The organism is Streptomyces sp. NPDC001922, assembly GCF_042891165.1.
Classification (GTDB): Bacteria; Actinomycetota; Actinomycetes; order Streptomycetales; family Streptomycetaceae; genus Streptomyces.
Genome location: NZ_JBIASV010000007.1, coordinates 131,334 through 147,956 on the forward strand (window position 1 = coordinate 131,334; position 16,623 = coordinate 147,956).

General features: G+C 74.9%; 12 protein-coding genes, 1 pseudogene and 1 riboswitch. Of the genes and pseudogenes, 8 read left to right on the forward strand and 5 right to left on the reverse strand.

The window, feature by feature from the left end; translation table 11 throughout:
- The first annotated feature begins 16 nt into the window (after positions 1–16).
- Positions 17–1,504 carry a precorrin-6y C5,15-methyltransferase (decarboxylating) subunit CbiE gene (gene cbiE, locus ACFYYR_RS14420; protein ID WP_388851741.1) on the forward strand — a complete coding sequence of 496 codons (1,488 nt, stop codon included), beginning with the start codon at positions 17–19 and terminating at the stop codon, positions 1,502–1,504.
- Positions 1,501–2,319: a precorrin-4 C(11)-methyltransferase gene (gene cobM, locus ACFYYR_RS14425; RefSeq protein WP_388851744.1), complete on the forward strand. Its 819-nt coding sequence runs from the start codon at positions 1,501–1,503 to the stop codon at positions 2,317–2,319. The genes cbiE and cobM overlap by 4 nt, the downstream gene beginning before the upstream one ends.
- A gap of 224 nt (positions 2,320–2,543) precedes the next feature.
- Here the strand turns inward: cobM and ACFYYR_RS14430 are convergent, their stop codons facing one another.
- Complete coding sequence (locus tag ACFYYR_RS14430; protein WP_388851747.1) at positions 2,544–3,680, reverse strand: cobalt-precorrin-5B (C(1))-methyltransferase; 1,137 nt, start codon at positions 3,678–3,680, stop codon at positions 2,544–2,546.
- A gap of 80 nt (positions 3,681–3,760) precedes the next feature.
- On the opposite strand from ACFYYR_RS14430, the gene ACFYYR_RS14435 reads away from it, so the two are divergent.
- Entirely contained in the window at positions 3,761–4,513 is a 753-nt protein-coding gene (locus ACFYYR_RS14435; RefSeq protein WP_388851750.1) for a cobalt-precorrin-6A reductase, read from the forward strand.
- Positions 4,514–4,604: 91 nt separating this feature from the next.
- Here ACFYYR_RS14435 and ACFYYR_RS14440 read toward each other — a convergent pair whose 3' ends face one another.
- The 3 genes from ACFYYR_RS14440 to cobG are packed head-to-tail and all read right to left on the reverse strand — an operon-like array spanning position 4,605 to position 8,097.
- A complete protein-coding gene (locus ACFYYR_RS14440; RefSeq protein ID WP_388851753.1) occupies positions 4,605–6,152 on the reverse strand; it encodes a precorrin-2 C(20)-methyltransferase in 1,548 nt (515 codons plus the stop codon).
- The gene (locus ACFYYR_RS14445) at positions 6,149–6,790 is read right to left on the reverse strand and encodes a precorrin-8X methylmutase (protein ID WP_388851756.1); all 642 of its coding nucleotides are present in this window, start codon (positions 6,788–6,790) and stop codon (positions 6,149–6,151) included. Before ACFYYR_RS14445 ends, ACFYYR_RS14440 begins: the two co-directional genes overlap by 4 nt.
- The gene (cobG, locus tag ACFYYR_RS14450; protein ID WP_388851759.1) at positions 6,787–8,097 is read right to left on the reverse strand and encodes a precorrin-3B synthase; all 1,311 of its coding nucleotides are present in this window, start codon (positions 8,095–8,097) and stop codon (positions 6,787–6,789) included. Before cobG ends, ACFYYR_RS14445 begins: the two co-directional genes overlap by 4 nt.
- Before the next feature lie 115 nt (positions 8,098–8,212).
- Positions 8,213–8,283: riboswitch (cobalamin riboswitch) on the forward strand.
- A 110-nt stretch (positions 8,284–8,393) separates the two neighbouring features.
- Between cobG and cobN the strand changes: the two genes are divergently transcribed.
- The 4 genes and pseudogenes from cobN to ACFYYR_RS14470 form a co-directional block, all read left to right on the forward strand.
- Positions 8,394–12,020 (forward strand): cobaltochelatase subunit CobN, encoded by a 3,627-nt coding sequence (gene cobN / locus ACFYYR_RS14455; protein WP_388851762.1) that lies wholly within the window; start codon positions 8,394–8,396, stop codon positions 12,018–12,020.
- A 148-nt stretch (positions 12,021–12,168) separates the two neighbouring features.
- Positions 12,169–12,615: a hypothetical protein gene (locus ACFYYR_RS14460; RefSeq protein ID WP_388851765.1), complete on the forward strand. Its 447-nt coding sequence runs from the start codon at positions 12,169–12,171 to the stop codon at positions 12,613–12,615.
- Positions 12,616–13,081: 466 nt separating this feature from the next.
- Complete coding sequence (locus ACFYYR_RS14465; RefSeq protein WP_388851768.1) at positions 13,082–14,587, forward strand: cryptochrome/photolyase family protein; 1,506 nt, start codon at positions 13,082–13,084, stop codon at positions 14,585–14,587.
- Positions 14,588–14,702: 115 nt separating this feature from the next.
- Positions 14,703–14,909 (forward strand): annotated as a pseudogene (locus ACFYYR_RS14470) (Tn3 family transposase); the annotation flags it as partial.
- Here the strand turns inward: ACFYYR_RS14470 and ACFYYR_RS14475 are convergent.
- Positions 14,875–15,702, reverse strand: coding sequence for a helix-turn-helix domain-containing protein (locus ACFYYR_RS14475; protein WP_388851770.1), 828 nt, complete (start codon positions 15,700–15,702; stop codon positions 14,875–14,877). The pseudogene ACFYYR_RS14470 and the gene ACFYYR_RS14475 sit on opposite strands and share 35 nt — an antisense overlap.
- Before the next feature lie 111 nt (positions 15,703–15,813).
- Between ACFYYR_RS14475 and ACFYYR_RS14480 the strand changes: the two genes are divergently transcribed.
- Entirely contained in the window at positions 15,814–16,590 is a 777-nt protein-coding gene (locus ACFYYR_RS14480; RefSeq protein ID WP_388851773.1) for an alpha/beta fold hydrolase, read from the forward strand.
- Positions 16,591–16,623: the final 33 nt, after the last annotated feature.

Here is a 16,623-nt window from a genome sequence, read left to right on the forward strand (position 1 = left end):
CCGAGGTGTCCCCGGCGTGAGCTCCGATCTGTCCGCCCCGTCCGAACCGACCCGCCCCGTGACCGTCGTGGGCATCGGAGCGGACGGCTGGAACGGCCTCCCCGCGGCCTCCCGGCGGGCGCTGGCCGAGGCCGGGGTACTGATCGGCGGCCCGCGTCAGCTGGACCTGCTGCCCGCGGAGTGCACCGGTGAGCGGGTGGCCTGGCCCTCGCCCCTGCGCCCCGCCGTCCCGGGGCTGATCGCCGCCCACCGGGAACGCGGCATCGCGGTCCTGGCCAGCGGCGATCCGATGTTCTTCGGCATCGGCCGGGCCCTGGCGGAGGAGCTGGGGCCGGACCGGCTGCGGGTCCTGCCGCACCCGTCGTCCGTCTCCCACGCATGCGCCCGGCTCGGCTGGCCGCTCGACGAGACCGAGGTCATCAGCCTGGTGGGCCGCCCCGCCGCCGCCCTGACCGCGGCGCTCCACCCCCGCCGCCGGCTGCTGGTGCTCAGCGCCGGTGCGGACACCCCCGCCGAGGTGGCCGCGCTGCTCACCGCGCGGGGCTTCGGTCCCAGCGGGATGCAGGTGCTCGAACAGCTCGGCGGGGAGCGGGAGAACCGCACCGAGGGGCGGGCCGACACCTGGCGGCACCCGCCCGGCGATCCGCTCAATGTGATCGCGGTGGAGTGCCGGCGGGCGGACGGCGCCGCGCGGCTGGGCACCGTGCCCGGGCTGCCGGACACGGCGTACGAGCACGACGGCCAGCTGACCAAGCGCCATGTACGGGCGGCGACGCTCGCCGCACTCGCCCCCGCACCCGGCGAACTGCTGTGGGACATCGGCGGCGGCTCCGGCAGCATCGCCGTCGAGTGGATGCGGGCGCACCGCACCTGCCGTGCCGTCACCGTCGAGCGCGACCCCGTACGGGCCGAACGCATCGGGCGCAACGCCGAGGCCCTCGGCGTCCCCGCGCTGCGCGTCGTCACCGGCGCGGCTCCGGCCGCCCTGGCCGGACTGCCCGTGCCGGACGCGGTGTTCGTGGGCGGCGGCCTCACCGCCCCGGGCCTGCTGGAGGCGGCCTGGGCGGCCCTGCCGCCCGGCGGACGGCTGGTCGTCAACACCGTGACGCTGGAGTCCGAGGCGCTGCTCACCCAGTGGTACCGGCGGCACGGCGGGGAACTGGTCCGCCTCGCGGTGGCCCACGCGGTACCGGTGGGCGGCTTCACCGGGTGGCGGCAGGCGATGCCGGTCACCCAGTGGGCAGCCGTCAAGCCCGGGGCCGCCGATGACCCGGCCGGCCCCGACCCGGCCGGAGCCGACCCGGCCGGCGCCGGCGAGGACCGGGTGCAGGCCCGGCCCGAGCCGTCGGGCCCGCCCGAACCGTCCGGCCCCCGCGATCCGGCCGGCCCGGGCGAACCGCCCCCCGCGCCCGCCCCGCCCGGAGCAGCCGAAGCAGCCGGCCCAGCCGAAGTAGCCGAAGCAGCCGCCCCAGCCGACCCGTCCGACCGAGGAGAACGACGATGACGGTGTACTTCATCGGTGCCGGGCCCGGCGCCGCCGACCTGATCACGCTGCGCGGCCAGCGCACCCTGGCGTCCTGTCAGGTCTGCCTCTACGCGGGCAGCCTGGTGCCCAGGGAACTCCTCGCGGAGTGCCCGCCCGGCGCCCGCCTCATCGACACCGCGCGGCTCGACCTGGACCGGATCACCGCCGAGCTGGTGCGCGCCCACGAGGAGGGGCACGACGTGGCGCGGCTGCACTCCGGCGACCCGTCGGTGTTCAGCGCGGTCGCCGAGCAGATGCGCAGGCTGGACGCGGCCGGGGTGCCGTACGAAGTCGTGCCCGGGGTGCCCGCGTTCGCCGCCGCGGCCGCCGCCCTGAAGCGGGAACTCACCGTGCCGACGGTCGGTCAGACGGTGGTGCTCACCCGGATCGCCCAGCAGGCGACCCCGATGCCGGAGGGCGAGGACCTGGCGACCCTGGGCCGCAGCCGGGCGCTGCTCGTCCTGCACCTCGCGGCCCGCTATGTGGACCGGGTCGTGGCGGAACTGCTGCCGCACTACGGCGCCGACTGCCCGGCCGCCGTGGTGGCGATGGCCAGCCGCCCGGACGAACTGGTCCTGCGCGGGCGGCTCGACGGCATCGCCGCGCAGGTCAAGGAGGCCGGTGTGGTGCGCACCGCCGTGATCCTGGTGGGGCGGACGCTGGGCGCCGAGCAGTTCCGGGACAGCCACCTCTACTCGGCCGACCGCGACCGGGCGCACCCGCCGTGCGACGCCACCGGGGACACCGACACCGTCGGGGCCACGGAGACCACCGGCACCACCGCGTCGCCGTAACGGCATCCGGGAGGAGGAGGCACCCGGTCCTCCTGCCGCGTCCCCTCGGCGAGGCAGGCAGCGCGGCGGGGGCGCTGGTCCGGGCACGGCGCCGGCCCTGGTCGCAGGCCGGTCCCGGGACCAGCCGCCCGGCCCGCCCTCCCGGTGCCCCACCGCGACGGACGACGCCCGGCCGGCCGGGACAGCCCGTCCCGGCCCGGCGAGCAGGCCGCCGATCCGGCCGGTCAGCGCCCGGCCGGCCCCTGGGGCGCGGCGCGTCCGACGATGGTGCCCGCCCGGTCGATGCAGATGACGTCGACCGCGATCGGCTCCCCGCGCAGCACGCCGAGGGCCGTGTCCCGGGCGGCGGCGGCGACCAGGTCGCCCAGCGGTACGTCCCGGGCGGCGCACAGCTGGAGCGCCTCCAGCCCGGTGTTGGCCCCGGCCACGGCCGCCGCCAGCTCCTCGCCGGCCCCGCCCCGCCGGGCGAGCCCGGCGAGAAAGCCCTTGTCCACCTGGGAACGAGAGGAGTGGAGGTCGAGGTGGCCCGCAGCGAGCTTGGACAGCTTGGCGAAGCCCCCGGCGACGGTCAGCCGCGGCACGGGGTGGCGGCGCAGGTACTTCAGCACCGCTCCGGCGAAGTCGCCCATGTCGAGCAGCGCGTCCTCGGGCAGGCCGTGCACGGCGACGGCGACCTTCTCCGACGTCGAACCGGTGCAGCCCGCCACATGGGTGCGCCCCGCGGCGCGCGCCACGTCGATGCCGCGCCGGATGCTGTCGATCCAGGCGGAGCAGGAGTACGGCACGACGACGCCGGTCGTCCCCAGGATGGACAGCCCGCCCAGGATGCCCAGCCGCGGGTTCCAGGTGCTGCGGGCGATCTCCTCGCCGTGGTCGACGGATATCTCGATCTCGGCGTCCGCCCCGGGCCGGCCGTGCCGGGCGGCGACCTCGGACAGGTGGTCGCGCATCAGCTGCCGGGGCACCGGGTTGACCGCGGGCTCGCCCACCGGCAGCGGCAGACCGGGCCGGGTGACCGTGCCCACCCCGGGGCCCGCGCGGAACGTCACCCCGCTGCCGGCCGGCCGGATCCGTACCGTGGCCCTGACCAGCGCGCCGTGCGTCACATCGGGGTCGTCCCCGGCGTCCTTCACCACCCCGGCCATGGCCGCGTCCCCGGTCAGCTCCTCGGTGGCGAGGGCGAACGCCGGTCGCTGCCCCTTGGGCAGGGTGATCGTCACCGGGTCGGGGAACTCGCCGCCGAGCAAGGCGGTGTACGCGGCGGTGGCCGCCGCCGTCGCGCAGGCGCCGGTGGTCCAGCCGGAGCGCAGTCCGGTGCGTTCCAGCTGTGCGCCGCGGCCGGACGCGCCCGGCTCAGCCACGGTGCACCCGGCCCGGGCCGGACGATGTCAGTGCGCGGGACCGGGACGTCACCGGGCCCCCGACCACGGAGGAGCAGGCGATGAGCGGGACACGGCATGTGCTGGTGCTGGGCGGCACCACCGAGGCGCGCCGGCTGGCGGAGGAACTCGCCGGGGACCCGGCGCTGCGGGTGACCAGCTCCCTCGCGGGCCGGGTCGCCGAGCCGCGCCGGCCCGCCGGGGAGGTGCGGATCGGCGGGTTCGGCGGTCCCGCGGGCCTGGCCCGCTGGCTGCGCGAGCACCGGGTGGACGCGCTCATCGATGCCACCCATCCTTTCGCCGGCACGATCAGTTTCAACGCGGCGGAGGCCGCCGCCGCGGTCCATGTTCCCCTGCTCGCCCTGCGCCGTCCCGGCTGGGTGGCCGGTCCGGGCGACCACTGGCACCCGGTGGACTCCCTGGCCGGGGCGGCCGAGCTGCTCCCCGGCCTGGGGGAGCGGGTGTTCCTCACCACCGGCCGGATGGGGCTCGCCGCCTTCGCCCGCCTGGACCGGCTGTGGTTCCTGGTGCGCTCGGTCGACGCCCCCGAGCCGCCGCAGCCGGCCCGGATGGAGGTGCTGCTCGACCGGGGGCCGTTCACCGTCGAGGGGGAGGCCGAGCTGCTGCGCCGGCACCGCATCGACGTGGTGGTGACCAAGGACAGCGGGGGCCGGGCGACGGCCGCCAAGCTCACCGCCGCCCGTGACGCCGGGATCCCGGTGGTCGTGGTCCGCCGCCCGCCGGTGCCCGGGGGCGTTCCGGTCGCCGAGGACCCGGCCGCGGCCGTGACCTGGCTGCGGAACACCCTCGGCTGAGGCAGGCCCGCGGACGGCGCACGTCCCCGGACCGAGGCCCCGGCCCGAAGGGCGCGCCCGGGACCGGGCGCGCCCATGGGGTGACGGTTCGTCAGCCCTTCGGGTAGCGCCGGGGCGTCCAGACGATCTCCTGGCCGTTCCCGCGCCGTACCGTCCGGGTCTGCGACGAGCCGACCAGCAGGATCGTGCGCATGTCGACGTCGTCCGGGTCGAGATCGGCCAGCCGGACGATCCGTACGCTCTCCTCCGGGCCGCCGACGTCCCGGCCGAGTACCACCGGCGTGTCGGGGGCGCGGTGCTCCAGCAGCAGCTCGCGGGCCTTGCCCACCTGCCAGATCCGGCTGCGCGAACCGGGGTTGTAGAGCGCCAGCACCAGGTCGGCCGCCGCGGCCGACCGCAGCCGCTCGGCGATGACCTCCCACGGCTTGAGCCGGTCGGAGAGGGAGACCACCGCGTAGTCGTGGCCGAGCGGGGCACCGGCGCGCGAAGCCGCCGCGTGCGCGGCGGTCATGCCGGGCAGCACCCGCACCGGGACCTCGCGGTACGGGTCCTCCGAGGCGGCCTCCAGCACGGCCGTCGCCATGGCGAACACCCCGGGGTCGCCGGAGGAGACGACGGCGACCCGCCGCCCCTGCCTGGCGAGGTCGAGCGCGAACTCCGCGCGCTCCGCCTCCACCTTGTTGTCCGACGCGTGCCGCCGCTGCCCGGGGCGCGCCGGAACCCGGTCCAGATAGGTGGTGTAGCCGACCAGGTCCTGGGCGGCGGCCAGTTCGCCGCGGGCCTCCGGCGTGAGCCACAGCGGGCCCGCCGGGCCGAGGCCCACCACGACCACCTCGCCCTGACCGTCCTGCGGCGCGTCGGCCGCCGGGGCGGCGGCGGGCGCGGGGTCCGCGGCGGGGACGCCGATCCGGCTGGGCAGCACGGCCACCGCGAAGTACGGCACGGACTCCGGGTCGACCTCGGCCATCGGCGCGGTGCGCTCGGCGGCCATGGTGGCGCGCTCGACGTACGCCGCGTCCGTCAGCCGCCCGGACCGCTCCAGGGCGCGCCGCACGGTCGGGAAGGTGCGGCCGAGCTTCATCACGGCGGCCGAGTCCGTGGCGGCGAGCCGGGCCGTCAGCTCCTCCTCGGGCAGCGTGCCCGGCAGGATCGTCAGCACCTCCTCGCCCTCCACCAGCGGCTTGCCGATCCGGGCCGCGGCGGCGCTCACCGAGGTGACCCCGGGCACGACCTCCGTCGGATAGCGGTCGGCGAGCCGCTTGTGCATGTGCATGTAGGAGCCGTAGAAGAGCGGATCGCCCTCCGCCAGCACCGCCACGGTCCGGCCCGCGTCCAGGTGCGCGGCCAGCCGGGCGGCCGCCTCGGCGTAGAACGCGTCCATCGCGCCCTGGTAGCCACCGGGGTGATCGGTGGTCTCCGTCGTCACCGGGTAGACCAGCGGCTCCTCGATGTGGTCGGGGCGCAGATGCCGTTCGGCGATGGAGCGCGCGATGCTCCGCCCGTGCCGGGCGCTGTGATAGGCGACGACATCGGCCTCGGCGATGACCTCCACGGCCCGTACGGTCATCAGGGAGGGGTCCCCGGGGCCGAGGCCCACTCCGTAGAGCCGGCCCGTGCGCCCGTCCTGCTGGTCGCTCACTCTTCCTCGCTCGCAATCGCGTTGACGGCTGCGGCGGCGATGGCGCTGCCGCCCCGCCGGCCCCGGACGATCAGGTGGTCGAGGCCCGCCGGGTGGCCGGCCAGGGCGTCCTTGGACTCGGCCGCGCCGATGAAGCCGACCGGAACGCCGATGACCGCGGCCGGGCGCGGCGCCCCCTCCTCGATCATCTCCAGCAGCCGGAACAGGGCGGTGGGCGCGTTGCCGACGGCTATCACCGCGCCCTCCATCCGGTCCCGCCACAGCTCCAGGGCGGCGGCGCTGCGCGTGGTGCCCATCCGGGCGGCCAGCTCCGGCACCCCGGGGTCGGACAGGGTGCAGATCACCTCGTTGCGGGCGGGCAGCCGCTTGCGGGTGACCCCGCTGGCGACCATGGCGACGTCGCAGAGGATCGGCGCCCCGGCGTGCAGCGCGGTGCGGGCGCGGGACACCACCTCGGGTGTGTAGCCGAGGTCCTTGACGAGGTCGACCATCCCGCAGGCGTGGATCATCCGCACCGCGACCTGGCTGACGTCCGGGGGCAGCGCCCCGAGGTCCGCCTCGGCGCGGATCGTCGCAAAGGACTGGCGGTAGATGGCCGCGCCGTCCTTCTCGTAGTCGAACACTGTGTCCTCGTTCATGTCGTTCCGCGTGCCGCCGCCACCGCGCCGGCCGTCTGGTCTGCTGCCGCTTCCGTGCCCGTGCCGCCGGCGGGTCCGCCCCGGACGGTCACCCGGTAGCCGCTGCCGGTGGCCAGCACGTCCACCCAGTGGCCCTGCGGGTGACCGCACCGGCGCTCGCACCCCGACCAGTACACGGGCAGCCGACCGGGGTTGCCGCTCCCGCTGCCCGCCACGGCCGCCGCGGCGTCGGCGCGCACGTCCGCCAGGGACTTGGCGCACCCCGGCCGGCCGGTGCAGGCGCCCACCCCCTGCCACGGGGACCCGGGTCCGGTGACGAATCCGGCCTGCTCCAGGGCGTCGAGACCGGCCGCCGCCGCACCGGGCGGGAGACCGGGCAGCACGATGCCGCGCCAGGGTGTCACACGCGCTTCCGCAGGTCCGCCGCGGGCGGCCGTGACGCCGAGCAGCCGCCACTGCGCCGCGGACAGCCGCCCCAGCGGCGCGAGGACGGAGAGCGAACAGCGGCCGTCCGGGCCGTGGATCACCCCGGTCGCGGGCGGAGCACCGTGCGCCGGGGGCTCCTCGACGGGCTGCGCGTCGATGCCCTCGCGGGCCAGCCGGCCGTGCACCCGGGCCGGCAGCGCGTCGGCCGGGGGCAGCTCCCGCACCCGCCAGACCCGGCCGCCCGCCGCCCCGGCCGCGTCCAGGAACTCCTCGGCGGCCAGCACGGCGGCGCGCGGCCCGTCGGCCGCGGCGATGCGCAGCCCCGGGCCGTCCCCGTCGAGGTGGAGCACGGCGCTCCCGTGCTCCGCTGCGATCAATGTCACGTCCGGGCCCAGCGCGGCGACATCCCCGCGCCCGTCGTCCACGGCGAAGAGGAAACGCCCGGAAAGCATGGCGGTGTCCGGGTTCGCGCACACCCGGTCGTCCAGCTCGCGGACCCACGGCCGGACGTCCGCGTGCCCCGCCCCGTCCAGTCCGGACAGCGGTGAGGCGACGATGTTGCGCACCCGCTCGTGCCGTTCCGAGGGCAGCAGCTCCGCGTCCCGCAGCCGGCGGGCGAGTTCGGCGCCGTCATCGGCGGCCAGTCCCCGCAGTTGCACGTTGCCGCGGGAGGTGAGGTCCAGGTTCCCGTCCCCCAGCTCCTCCGACACCTGTGCCAGGACATCGAGCTGACGGCACGTCAAAAGACCGGCGGGCAGCCGGATCCGCGCCAGCGAACCGTCGTCCGCGGTGTGCAGGCGCAGCGCGCCGGGACAGGCGTCCCCGCCCCCGCGAGCGGGCGGTCCGGCCCTCCGTGCGCTGGTCGCGGGTGTGAGAGGCATGGCGCGGAGCATACCGACCCTCCCCACGGGTGTATGTACCGCCGGTGAGCGGCAGCCCTTACTATGCTCACGGCGGTCCAACCGGAACCGCCGGACGCCAGCGACGGCGCCAGGGGAGGAAGCCGGTGCGAGTCCGGCGCGGTCCCGCCACTGTGACCGCGGCACAGCCGCGTGAGCCAGGAACTCCCGCCGTCCTCCACCGCCCGGGGCGCGGACCCCGAGGAAGGCCGCTGCTGCATGCGCACACGCCCCCACCGCACCCCTGACGCCACCACCGATGCCCTGGGGAGCGCCGCATGATCCTGCTGCTGTCGACGTCCGACACCGACCTGCTCAGCGCCCGCGCGAGCGACGGCCCGGTCCCGTACCGGCTCGCCAATCCGGCGCGGCTCGCGCTGGACGACCTGCCCGCTCTGCTGGACGGCGTCGACCTCGTCGTCGTCCGGCTGCTCGGCGGCCTGCGGGCCTGGCAGGAGGGGCTCGACACGCTTCTCGCCGGGCCGCGGCCGGTCGTCGTGCTCACCGGCGAACAGGCGCCGGACGCCCAGCTGATGGAGGCGTCCACCGTCCCCATCGGCATCGCCGCCGAGGCCCACGCCTACCTCGCGCACGGCGGGCCCGCCAACCTCGAACAGCTCGGCCGGTTCCTCTCGGACACCGTGCTGCTCACCGGGCACGGCTTCGAGCCGCCCGCCGCCGCCCCCACCTGGGGCCCGCTGGAGCGCACCCCGCGGGCGGACGCCACCGGCCCCGTCGTCGCGGTGCTCTACTACCGGGCGCACCACATGAGCGGCAACACCGCCTTCGTGGAAGCCCTGTCCACCGCCGTCGAGGACGCCGGCGGGCGCCCGCTGCCGCTGTTCGTGGCCTCGCTGCGCGCCCCCGAGCCGGAGCTGATCGAGGCCCTCGGCGCGGCCGACGCCGTGATCACCACCGTCCTCGCCGCGGGCGGCACCCGCCCCGCCGACGCCTCCGCCGGGGGCGACGACGAGGCGTGGGACGCCGGCGCGCTCGCCGCCCTCGACGTGCCCATCCTCCAGGCGCTGTGCCTCACCGGACCGCGCACCGCCTGGGAGGAGAACGACGAGGGCCTCTCGCCGCTCGACGCCGCCACCCAGGTCGCCGTCCCCGAGTTCGACGGGCGCCTCATCACCGTGCCGTTCTCCTTCAAGGAGGTGGACGAGGACGGGCTGCCCGCCTACGTGGCCGACCCCGAACGCGCCGCGCGCGTCGCCGGCATCGCCGTGCGCCACGCCCGGCTGCGCCATGTCCCGGCCGCCGGCAAGCGCCTCGCCCTGGTGCTGTCCGCGTACCCCACCAAGCACGCCCGGATCGGCAACGCGGTCGGTCTCGACACCCCCGCCAGCGCCGTCGCCCTGCTGCGCCGGCTGCGCGCCGAGGGCTACGACCTCGGCCCCGAGGACGGCCCGGACGCGCTGCCCGGCCTCGCCTCCGGCGTCGGCGACGACCTCATCTACGCCCTGATCGAGGCCGGCGGCCACGACCAGGACTGGCTCACCGAGGAGCAGCTCACCCGCAACCCGGTCCGCATCCCGGCCGCCGACTACCGGCGCTGGTACGGGCAGTTGCCGCAGGAGCTGCGGGACGCCGTCGAGGAGCACTGGGGCCCGCCGCCCGGCAGCATGTTCGTCGACACCAGCCGCGACCCCGAGGGCGAGATCGTGCTCGCCGCGCTCCGCCGCGGCAATCTGCTCGTCCTCATCCAGCCGCCGCGCGGCTTCGGCGAGAACCCGGTCGCGATCTACCACGACCCGGACCTGCCGCCCTCGCACCACTACCTGGCCGCCTACCGCTGGATCGCCGCCGCGCAGGAGGACGGCGGCTTCGGCGCCGACGCCATGGTGCACCTCGGCAAGCACGGCAACCTGGAGTGGCTGCCGGGCAAGAACGCCGGGCTCTCCGCGGCCTGCGGGCCGGACGCCGCCCTCGGCGACCTGCCGCTGATCTACCCGTTCCTGGTCAACGACCCGGGCGAGGGAACCCAGGCCAAGCGCCGGGTGCACGCGACGCTGGTCGACCACCTCGTCCCGCCGATGGCCCGCGCCGACAGCTACGGCGACATCGCGCGGCTGGAGCAGCTGCTCGACGAGTACGCGGCCATCTCGTCCATGGACCCGGCGAAGCTGCCCGCCATCCGCGCCCAGATCTGGACCCTGATCCAGGCCGCCCGGCTCGACCACGACCTGGGCCTGGAGGAGCGTCCGGAGGACGACGGCTTCGACGACTTCCTGCTGCACGTCGACGGCTGGCTGTGCGAGGTCAAGGACGCCCAGATCCGCGACGGTCTGCACGTCCTCGGCCAGGCCCCCGGCGGCCCGGAGCGGGTCAACCTGGTGCTCGCCATCCTGCGCGCCCGGCAGATCTGGGGCGGCACGTCCGCACTCCCCGGTCTGCGCGAGGCCCTCGGCCTGGACGAGTCCGCCGCCACCCGCACCGGCGCCGACGACGCGGAGGAGCGCGCCCGCGCCCTCGTCCAGGCCATGGAGGACGCCGGCTGGGACCCGGCGGCCACCGAGAAGGTCTGCCTCGGCCTGCCCGAGGAGCAGCGCGAGGGCGTCACCGCGATCCTGGACTTCGCCGCCCGCGAGGTCGTGCCGCGGCTGGCGTCCACCACCGACGAGATCGACCACGCGGTGCACGCCCTGGCCGGCGGCTTCGTGCCGGCGGGCCCCTCCGGATCGCCGCTGCGTGGCCTGGTCAACGTGCTGCCGACGGGCCGCAACTTCTACTCCGTCGACCCGAAGGCCGTCCCCAGCCGGCTGGCCTGGGAGACCGGACAGGCCCTCGCCGACTCGCTGCTGGAGCGCTACCGCACGGACAACGGTGACTGGCCGCGGTCCGTGGGCCTCTCCCTGTGGGGCACCAGCGCGATGCGCACCTCCGGCGACGACGTGGCCGAGGCCCTCGCCCTGCTGGGCATCCGCCCGGTGTGGGACGAGGCGTCCCGCCGCGTCACCGGCCTGGAGCCGGTCCCGCTCGAACAGCTGGGCCGCCCCCGGATCGATGTCACCCTGCGCATCAGCGGCTTCTTCCGGGACGCCTTCCCGCATGTGATCGGGCTGCTGGACGACGCGGTGCGGCTCGCCGCCTCCCTGGAGGAGAGCGACGACGACAACTTCGTCCGCGCGCACACCCGGGCCGACCTCGCCGAGCACGGCGACGAACGCCGGGCCACCACCCGGATCTTCGGCTCCCGGCCGGGGACCTACGGCGCCGGACTGCTCCAGCTCATCGACAGCCGCGACTGGCGCACCGACGCCGACCTGGCCGAGGTGTACACGGTCTGGGGCGGCTTCGCCTACGGCCGGGAGCTCGAAGGCCGCCCGGCGCGCGAGGAGATGGAGACGGCGTACCGGCGGATCGCGGTGGCGGCCAAGAACACCGACACCCGCGAGCACGACATCGCCGACTCCGACGACTACTTCCAGTACCACGGCGGCATGGTCGCCACCGTGCGCGCTCTCAAGGGCACCGCCCCCGAGGCGTACATCGGTGACAGCACCCGGCCGGAGACCGTGCGGACCCGGACCCTGGTGGAGGAGACCTCCCGGGTGTTCCGCGCCCGCGTGGTCAACCCCCGCTGGATCGAGGCGATGCGCCGGCACGGCTACAAGGGTGCCTTCGAACTCGCCGCCACCGTCGACTACCTCTTCGGCTACGACGCCACCACCGGCGTGGTCGCCGACTGGATGTACGACAAGCTCGCGCAGACCTATGTGCTCGACCCGGAGAACCGCGCGTTCCTCCAGGAGGCCAACCCCTGGGCGCTGCACGGCATGGCGGAGCGGCTGCTGGAGGCCGAGAGCCGGGGCATGTGGGCCAAGCCCGACCCCGCGGTGCTCGACGAGCTGCGCCAGGTGTTCCTGGAGACCGAGGGCGACCTCGAGGGCGGCGACGACTGACCGTTCCACCGTCCCCGCGGATCCGCCCCGCCCGGCCCTCCCGCCGGCGCGGGGCGGATCCGCCGGGGATGTGAGTACCCCTCAGGACATGTCCTCCCACGGGTACACTCGGGAGGACATGCAGGCGCTTGAGGGGAGGTCGCCGGGCATGAACGCAGCCGCGTCAGGTGACACCTCCGGGGTGTGGCTCGCCCGTACGGTGTGGAGCCTCCTGGAGGAGAAGTACGGCCGTGGGAACGTGCCGTCGGTCCGGAAGCTCACCCAGTGCATCCGGGAGGCGAACGGCGGTGCCACCATCTCGCACGGCCACGTCCACAACATCCTGAACGGTGACGCGACCAACATCACCGACAAGACGCGGGACATGCTGGCCGGCTTCTTCGGGCTGCCGCCCTCGTACTTCGTCCCCGTGACCGCCGCTCCGTGCGACGGGGGCGGGCGGCTGGACGAGGCCCTGGCGTACCGCTTCGCCCTGCTGCGGCCGGAGGAGCTCGAAGCCATCGAGCGGGCGCTCCGCCTGGTCAGGGAACGGGCGGCCGAGGGGGCCGCTCCCACGGCGGCGGCCGCTCCCCACCCTTCGCGCGGCGAGGCCTGACGGCCGGGACCGGCCGGCCCGGTCACCTCTTCCGTCCTTTCGTCTTCCGACTGTCCATCAACTGTCCAATGAACTTGACGCAGGTGGACGCCTCGCCTAGCGTTGCCTCGTCAGCGCACCTCGGACCCCGGACCGGCTCGAAACCACCGGCACCCGGGTGCGCCTGCCTTCGGGTGAACCGACCGAGGAGCCGCGGATCGAACCGCCGGCGCCGCTGCGTCGGGGCGGGCGAGGACCGTGAGCCGCCTGCCACCCGATCAGGAATGTCGGTTCCCCGAACGCACGGGGGTTGTTCGGGGAACCGCTGCCTCTTTCCGCACCTTTCTGTCACGGCGAAGACCGCCGTGCCCGGCTTCCCGCCTTCGCCGAGCCGGCGGCCCTGCCCGGGTCCTCTCCCCGCGCCGCGAACCGCCCGTGCCGCCGCCATTCCGCTGAGCTGACCACCCGTCAGGACATAATGCGCCGGATGGCCCGTCACCCCGCCCGGAGTGCCCCGTTCCACTGGATCTTCGGAGATCAGCTCGGCCCGCACTTCGCGCCGCCGGACACCACCCTCGTCATGATCGAGTCCCGTGCCGTGCTGCGCCGCCGCCGCTTCCACCGGGCCAAGGCCCATCTGCTGCTCTCCGCCATGCGTCACCGCGCCGCCGAACTCGGCGACACCGTGCGCTACATCAAGGCCGACACCTACCGGGAAGGGCTGCGCCGGGCCGTGGGCGACGCCCGGGTGACGGTCCACCACCCCACCTCGCACGCCGCCCTCGCCCTGGTGAACTCCCTGGACCAGGCCGATGTGCTGCCGCCGCGCGGCTTTCTCGTCCCCCGGGAGGAATTCGCCCGGTGGGCGGAGGGCACGCGCGGCTCGGGACTGCGGCTGGAGGACTTCTACCGCACGGTGCGCCGCGGCCACGATCTGCTGATGGACGGGGACCGGCCCGCCGGCGGCCGGTGGAACCTCGACACCGACAACCGGGAGCCCCCGCCCCGCGGCGCCTCCGCCCTGCCGGTGCCCCGCCCGTACCGTCCGCGCGAGGACGCCATCGACGACGAGGTCCGCGCCGACCTCGACCGGTGGGAGCGGGCCGGGGAGGTCTCCTTCGTCGGCCGGGACGGCCCGCGGACCTTCCCCGCCGACCGCGCCGAGGCCCGCCGGGCCCTGCGCGCCTTCGTCGAACGGCGCCTGCCCACCTTCGGCCGGTGGGAGGACGCCATGCTCGCCGACGACTGGGCCATGAGCCACAGCCTGCTCTCCGCCCCGCTCAACCTCGGGCTGCTCACCCCCGACGAGTGCCTGGCCGTCGCCGAGCGCGCCTACCGCTCCGGGGACGCACCGCTCAACGCGGTCGAAGGCTTCGTCCGGCAGATCGCCGGCTGGCGCGAATACGTCTGGCAGGTGTACTGGCACTTCGGCCCCCGGTACCGGGAGCGCAACGCGCTGCGCCACCACCGGCCGCTGCCCGGCTGGTTCACCGAGCTGGACGCGGACGCCGTCACCGCGCGCTGCCTGGCCGGCGTCCTCGCCGAGGTCCGCGACCGCGGCTGGGTGCACCACATCCCCCGGCTGATGGTGCTCGGCAACTGGGCGCTGCAGCGGGGCTGGCACCCGGACCGGGTCACCGACTGGTTCCACCGCAGCTTCGTCGACGGCTACGACTGGGTGATGGTGCCGAACGTCATCGGGATGTCCCAGTACGCCGACGGCGGCCGGATGACCACCAAGCCCTATGTCTGCGGCGGTCCCTACATCAACCGAATGAGCGACTTCTGCGGGCCCTGCGCCTACCGGCCCGGCGAGCGCACCGGGGACACCGGCTGCCCGTACTCCGCGGGGTACTGGTGGTTCCTCGACCGGCACCGCTCGGAGCTGGCCGGCAACGCCCGGATGCGGCAGCCGTTGCGCGGGCTGGACCGGCTCGCCGACCTGCCCGAGGTGGTCCGCCGGGAGCGCGCCCGCGGAGACCGTCCGCCGTGACGTCCCCGTAGCCCGCGGCCGGAGCGCTCCTCGTGGCGGGCCCGGGAACCAACGACCGTCAGGCCGCCTGCCGGATGCGCTGCTGGTCCTGGACGGCGGGATGAAGCCGGAGCGCCTGGTCCTCAACGCCATCGTGCTCTGGACGCCCCGTTGCACCGACGCCGCCGTCGCCCAGCTCCAGGCCGAGGGCAACGAGATCCGCGAGATCCGCGAGGAGGACATCACCCGGCTCTCCCCGCTCGAGCACCGCAACCTGAACCTGTTCGGCCGCTACAGCTTCACCGCCCTCACGCGGCGGCCACCGTCGCCTGCCACGCGCCCGGGCGTTTGCCTGTGGCCTTGTGGAAGAACACCGAGAAGTTGGATGCGTCGGAGAAGCCGAGTATGTCGGCACAGCGGGCGGCGGTGAGGCGGTCGTGTGCGAGGAGCCGTTTGGCTTCCAGGGTGATCCGTTCGACGATGTACGCCTTCGCGGTGCGGCCGGTGGCCTGCTGCACCGCTCGTGAGAGGGTGCGGGGCGCGTATCCCAGCGCACGGGCGTAGTAGCCGGCGTCGTGGTGTTGCCGGAAGTGCGCTTCGACGCTGGAGCGGAACAACCGGAACACCGGATGTGTGAGCCGTGCTTCGGCGTGCGGTGGGTGCAGCCGGGTGATGAGCGCGGAGAGCAGGATTTCGGGCAGCCCCGTCGAGGAGTCACTGGGTGGGGCGGATGCTTCGAGGAGGAGATGGCTGCGCGCCGTGTCGACGAAGGGCCAGTCGGCGTCGGGGATGCTCCAGTGCGCGGCCAGGTCCGGGGAGGCGACGAGTTCTCGGGTGGTGTGGGTGACCGGCGCGGTCGGCACGAACAGCACGAGGTGCCCTGCCACTTCGGTGATGTCGTCCCACCGGTGCACCGCGCCGGGGGGAATCCACACCGCGGACCGATCTTGGAGCGGGTGGAGGTGGAAATCGACCGTGACTGAGCCGGGTCCGGCGTCGATGACGGCAAGGACGTGGAAGTCGGCGCGTTGCGTGCCGGCGTCGTTCAGCTCGCGAAGGCGGCCGAACGTCATCGTCTCGACCGAGGCGGCGCGGCGTCCTGCGGGCTGGTAGGTCATCTGCCGGATCACGCTCACGTGTCCAGTTTTCACCATCGGGCGACCAGTCACGCCGATGCCCCGTCCGGGTGCAGAAGTTTCAATGAATACAGAGGGCAATCGCCTACGGCATCGACCGGAAGAGCCATCATGAACACGACGCAGCAGACGCTTCTGCCCGCTTACGACCATCGGCCGGGGACCGGGCCGACTCTGGTGTTCCTGCACTATTGGGGTGGTTCTGCCCGCACCTGGGACCTCGTCGTCGACCGGCTGGCGGGCCGTGCCGTGCTCACGGTCGACTTCCGCGGGTGGAGCCGGTCGAGCGCTCTGCCCGGTCCCTATACGCTCGGTCAGCTCGCCGACGACACGCTCGCCGTGCTCGCGGATGCGGGGGTCACCGACTACGTCCTGGTGGGGCATTCGATGGGGGGTAAGGTCGCACAGCTGGTCGCGGCCACCCGGCCCGCCGGCTTGCGCGGCATCGTTCTCGTCGGCTCCGGCCCGGCGAAGCCCGCCGCACAGGTCACTCCCGAGTACCAGGAAGCCCTGTCGCACGCCTACGACTCCGCCGAGTCCGTGGCCGGGGCACGGGATCACATCCTCACCGCGACCGAGCTGCCCGCTCCGGTCAAGGCGCAGATCGTGACCGATTCGCGGACCGTCACCGACGCCGCCCGCACCGAGTGGCCGCAGCGCGGCATCGCGCAGGACATCACCGAGCACACGCGCATGGTCAGCGTGCCCGCTCTCGTCGTCGCCGGAGAACACGACCAGGTGGAGCCCGTCGGCGTGCTCCGCGACAACCTGGTGCCCTACCTCTCCCAAGCCGACTTCGTGGTGGTCCCCCACACCGGTCACCTGATCCCGCTGGAAGCCCCAGCCGACCTCGTCGACGCCATCACCGCATTCGCGCCGGCAGCCTGACCGTCCCCGCGGCCCGACGGCGGGCTGTGCCCC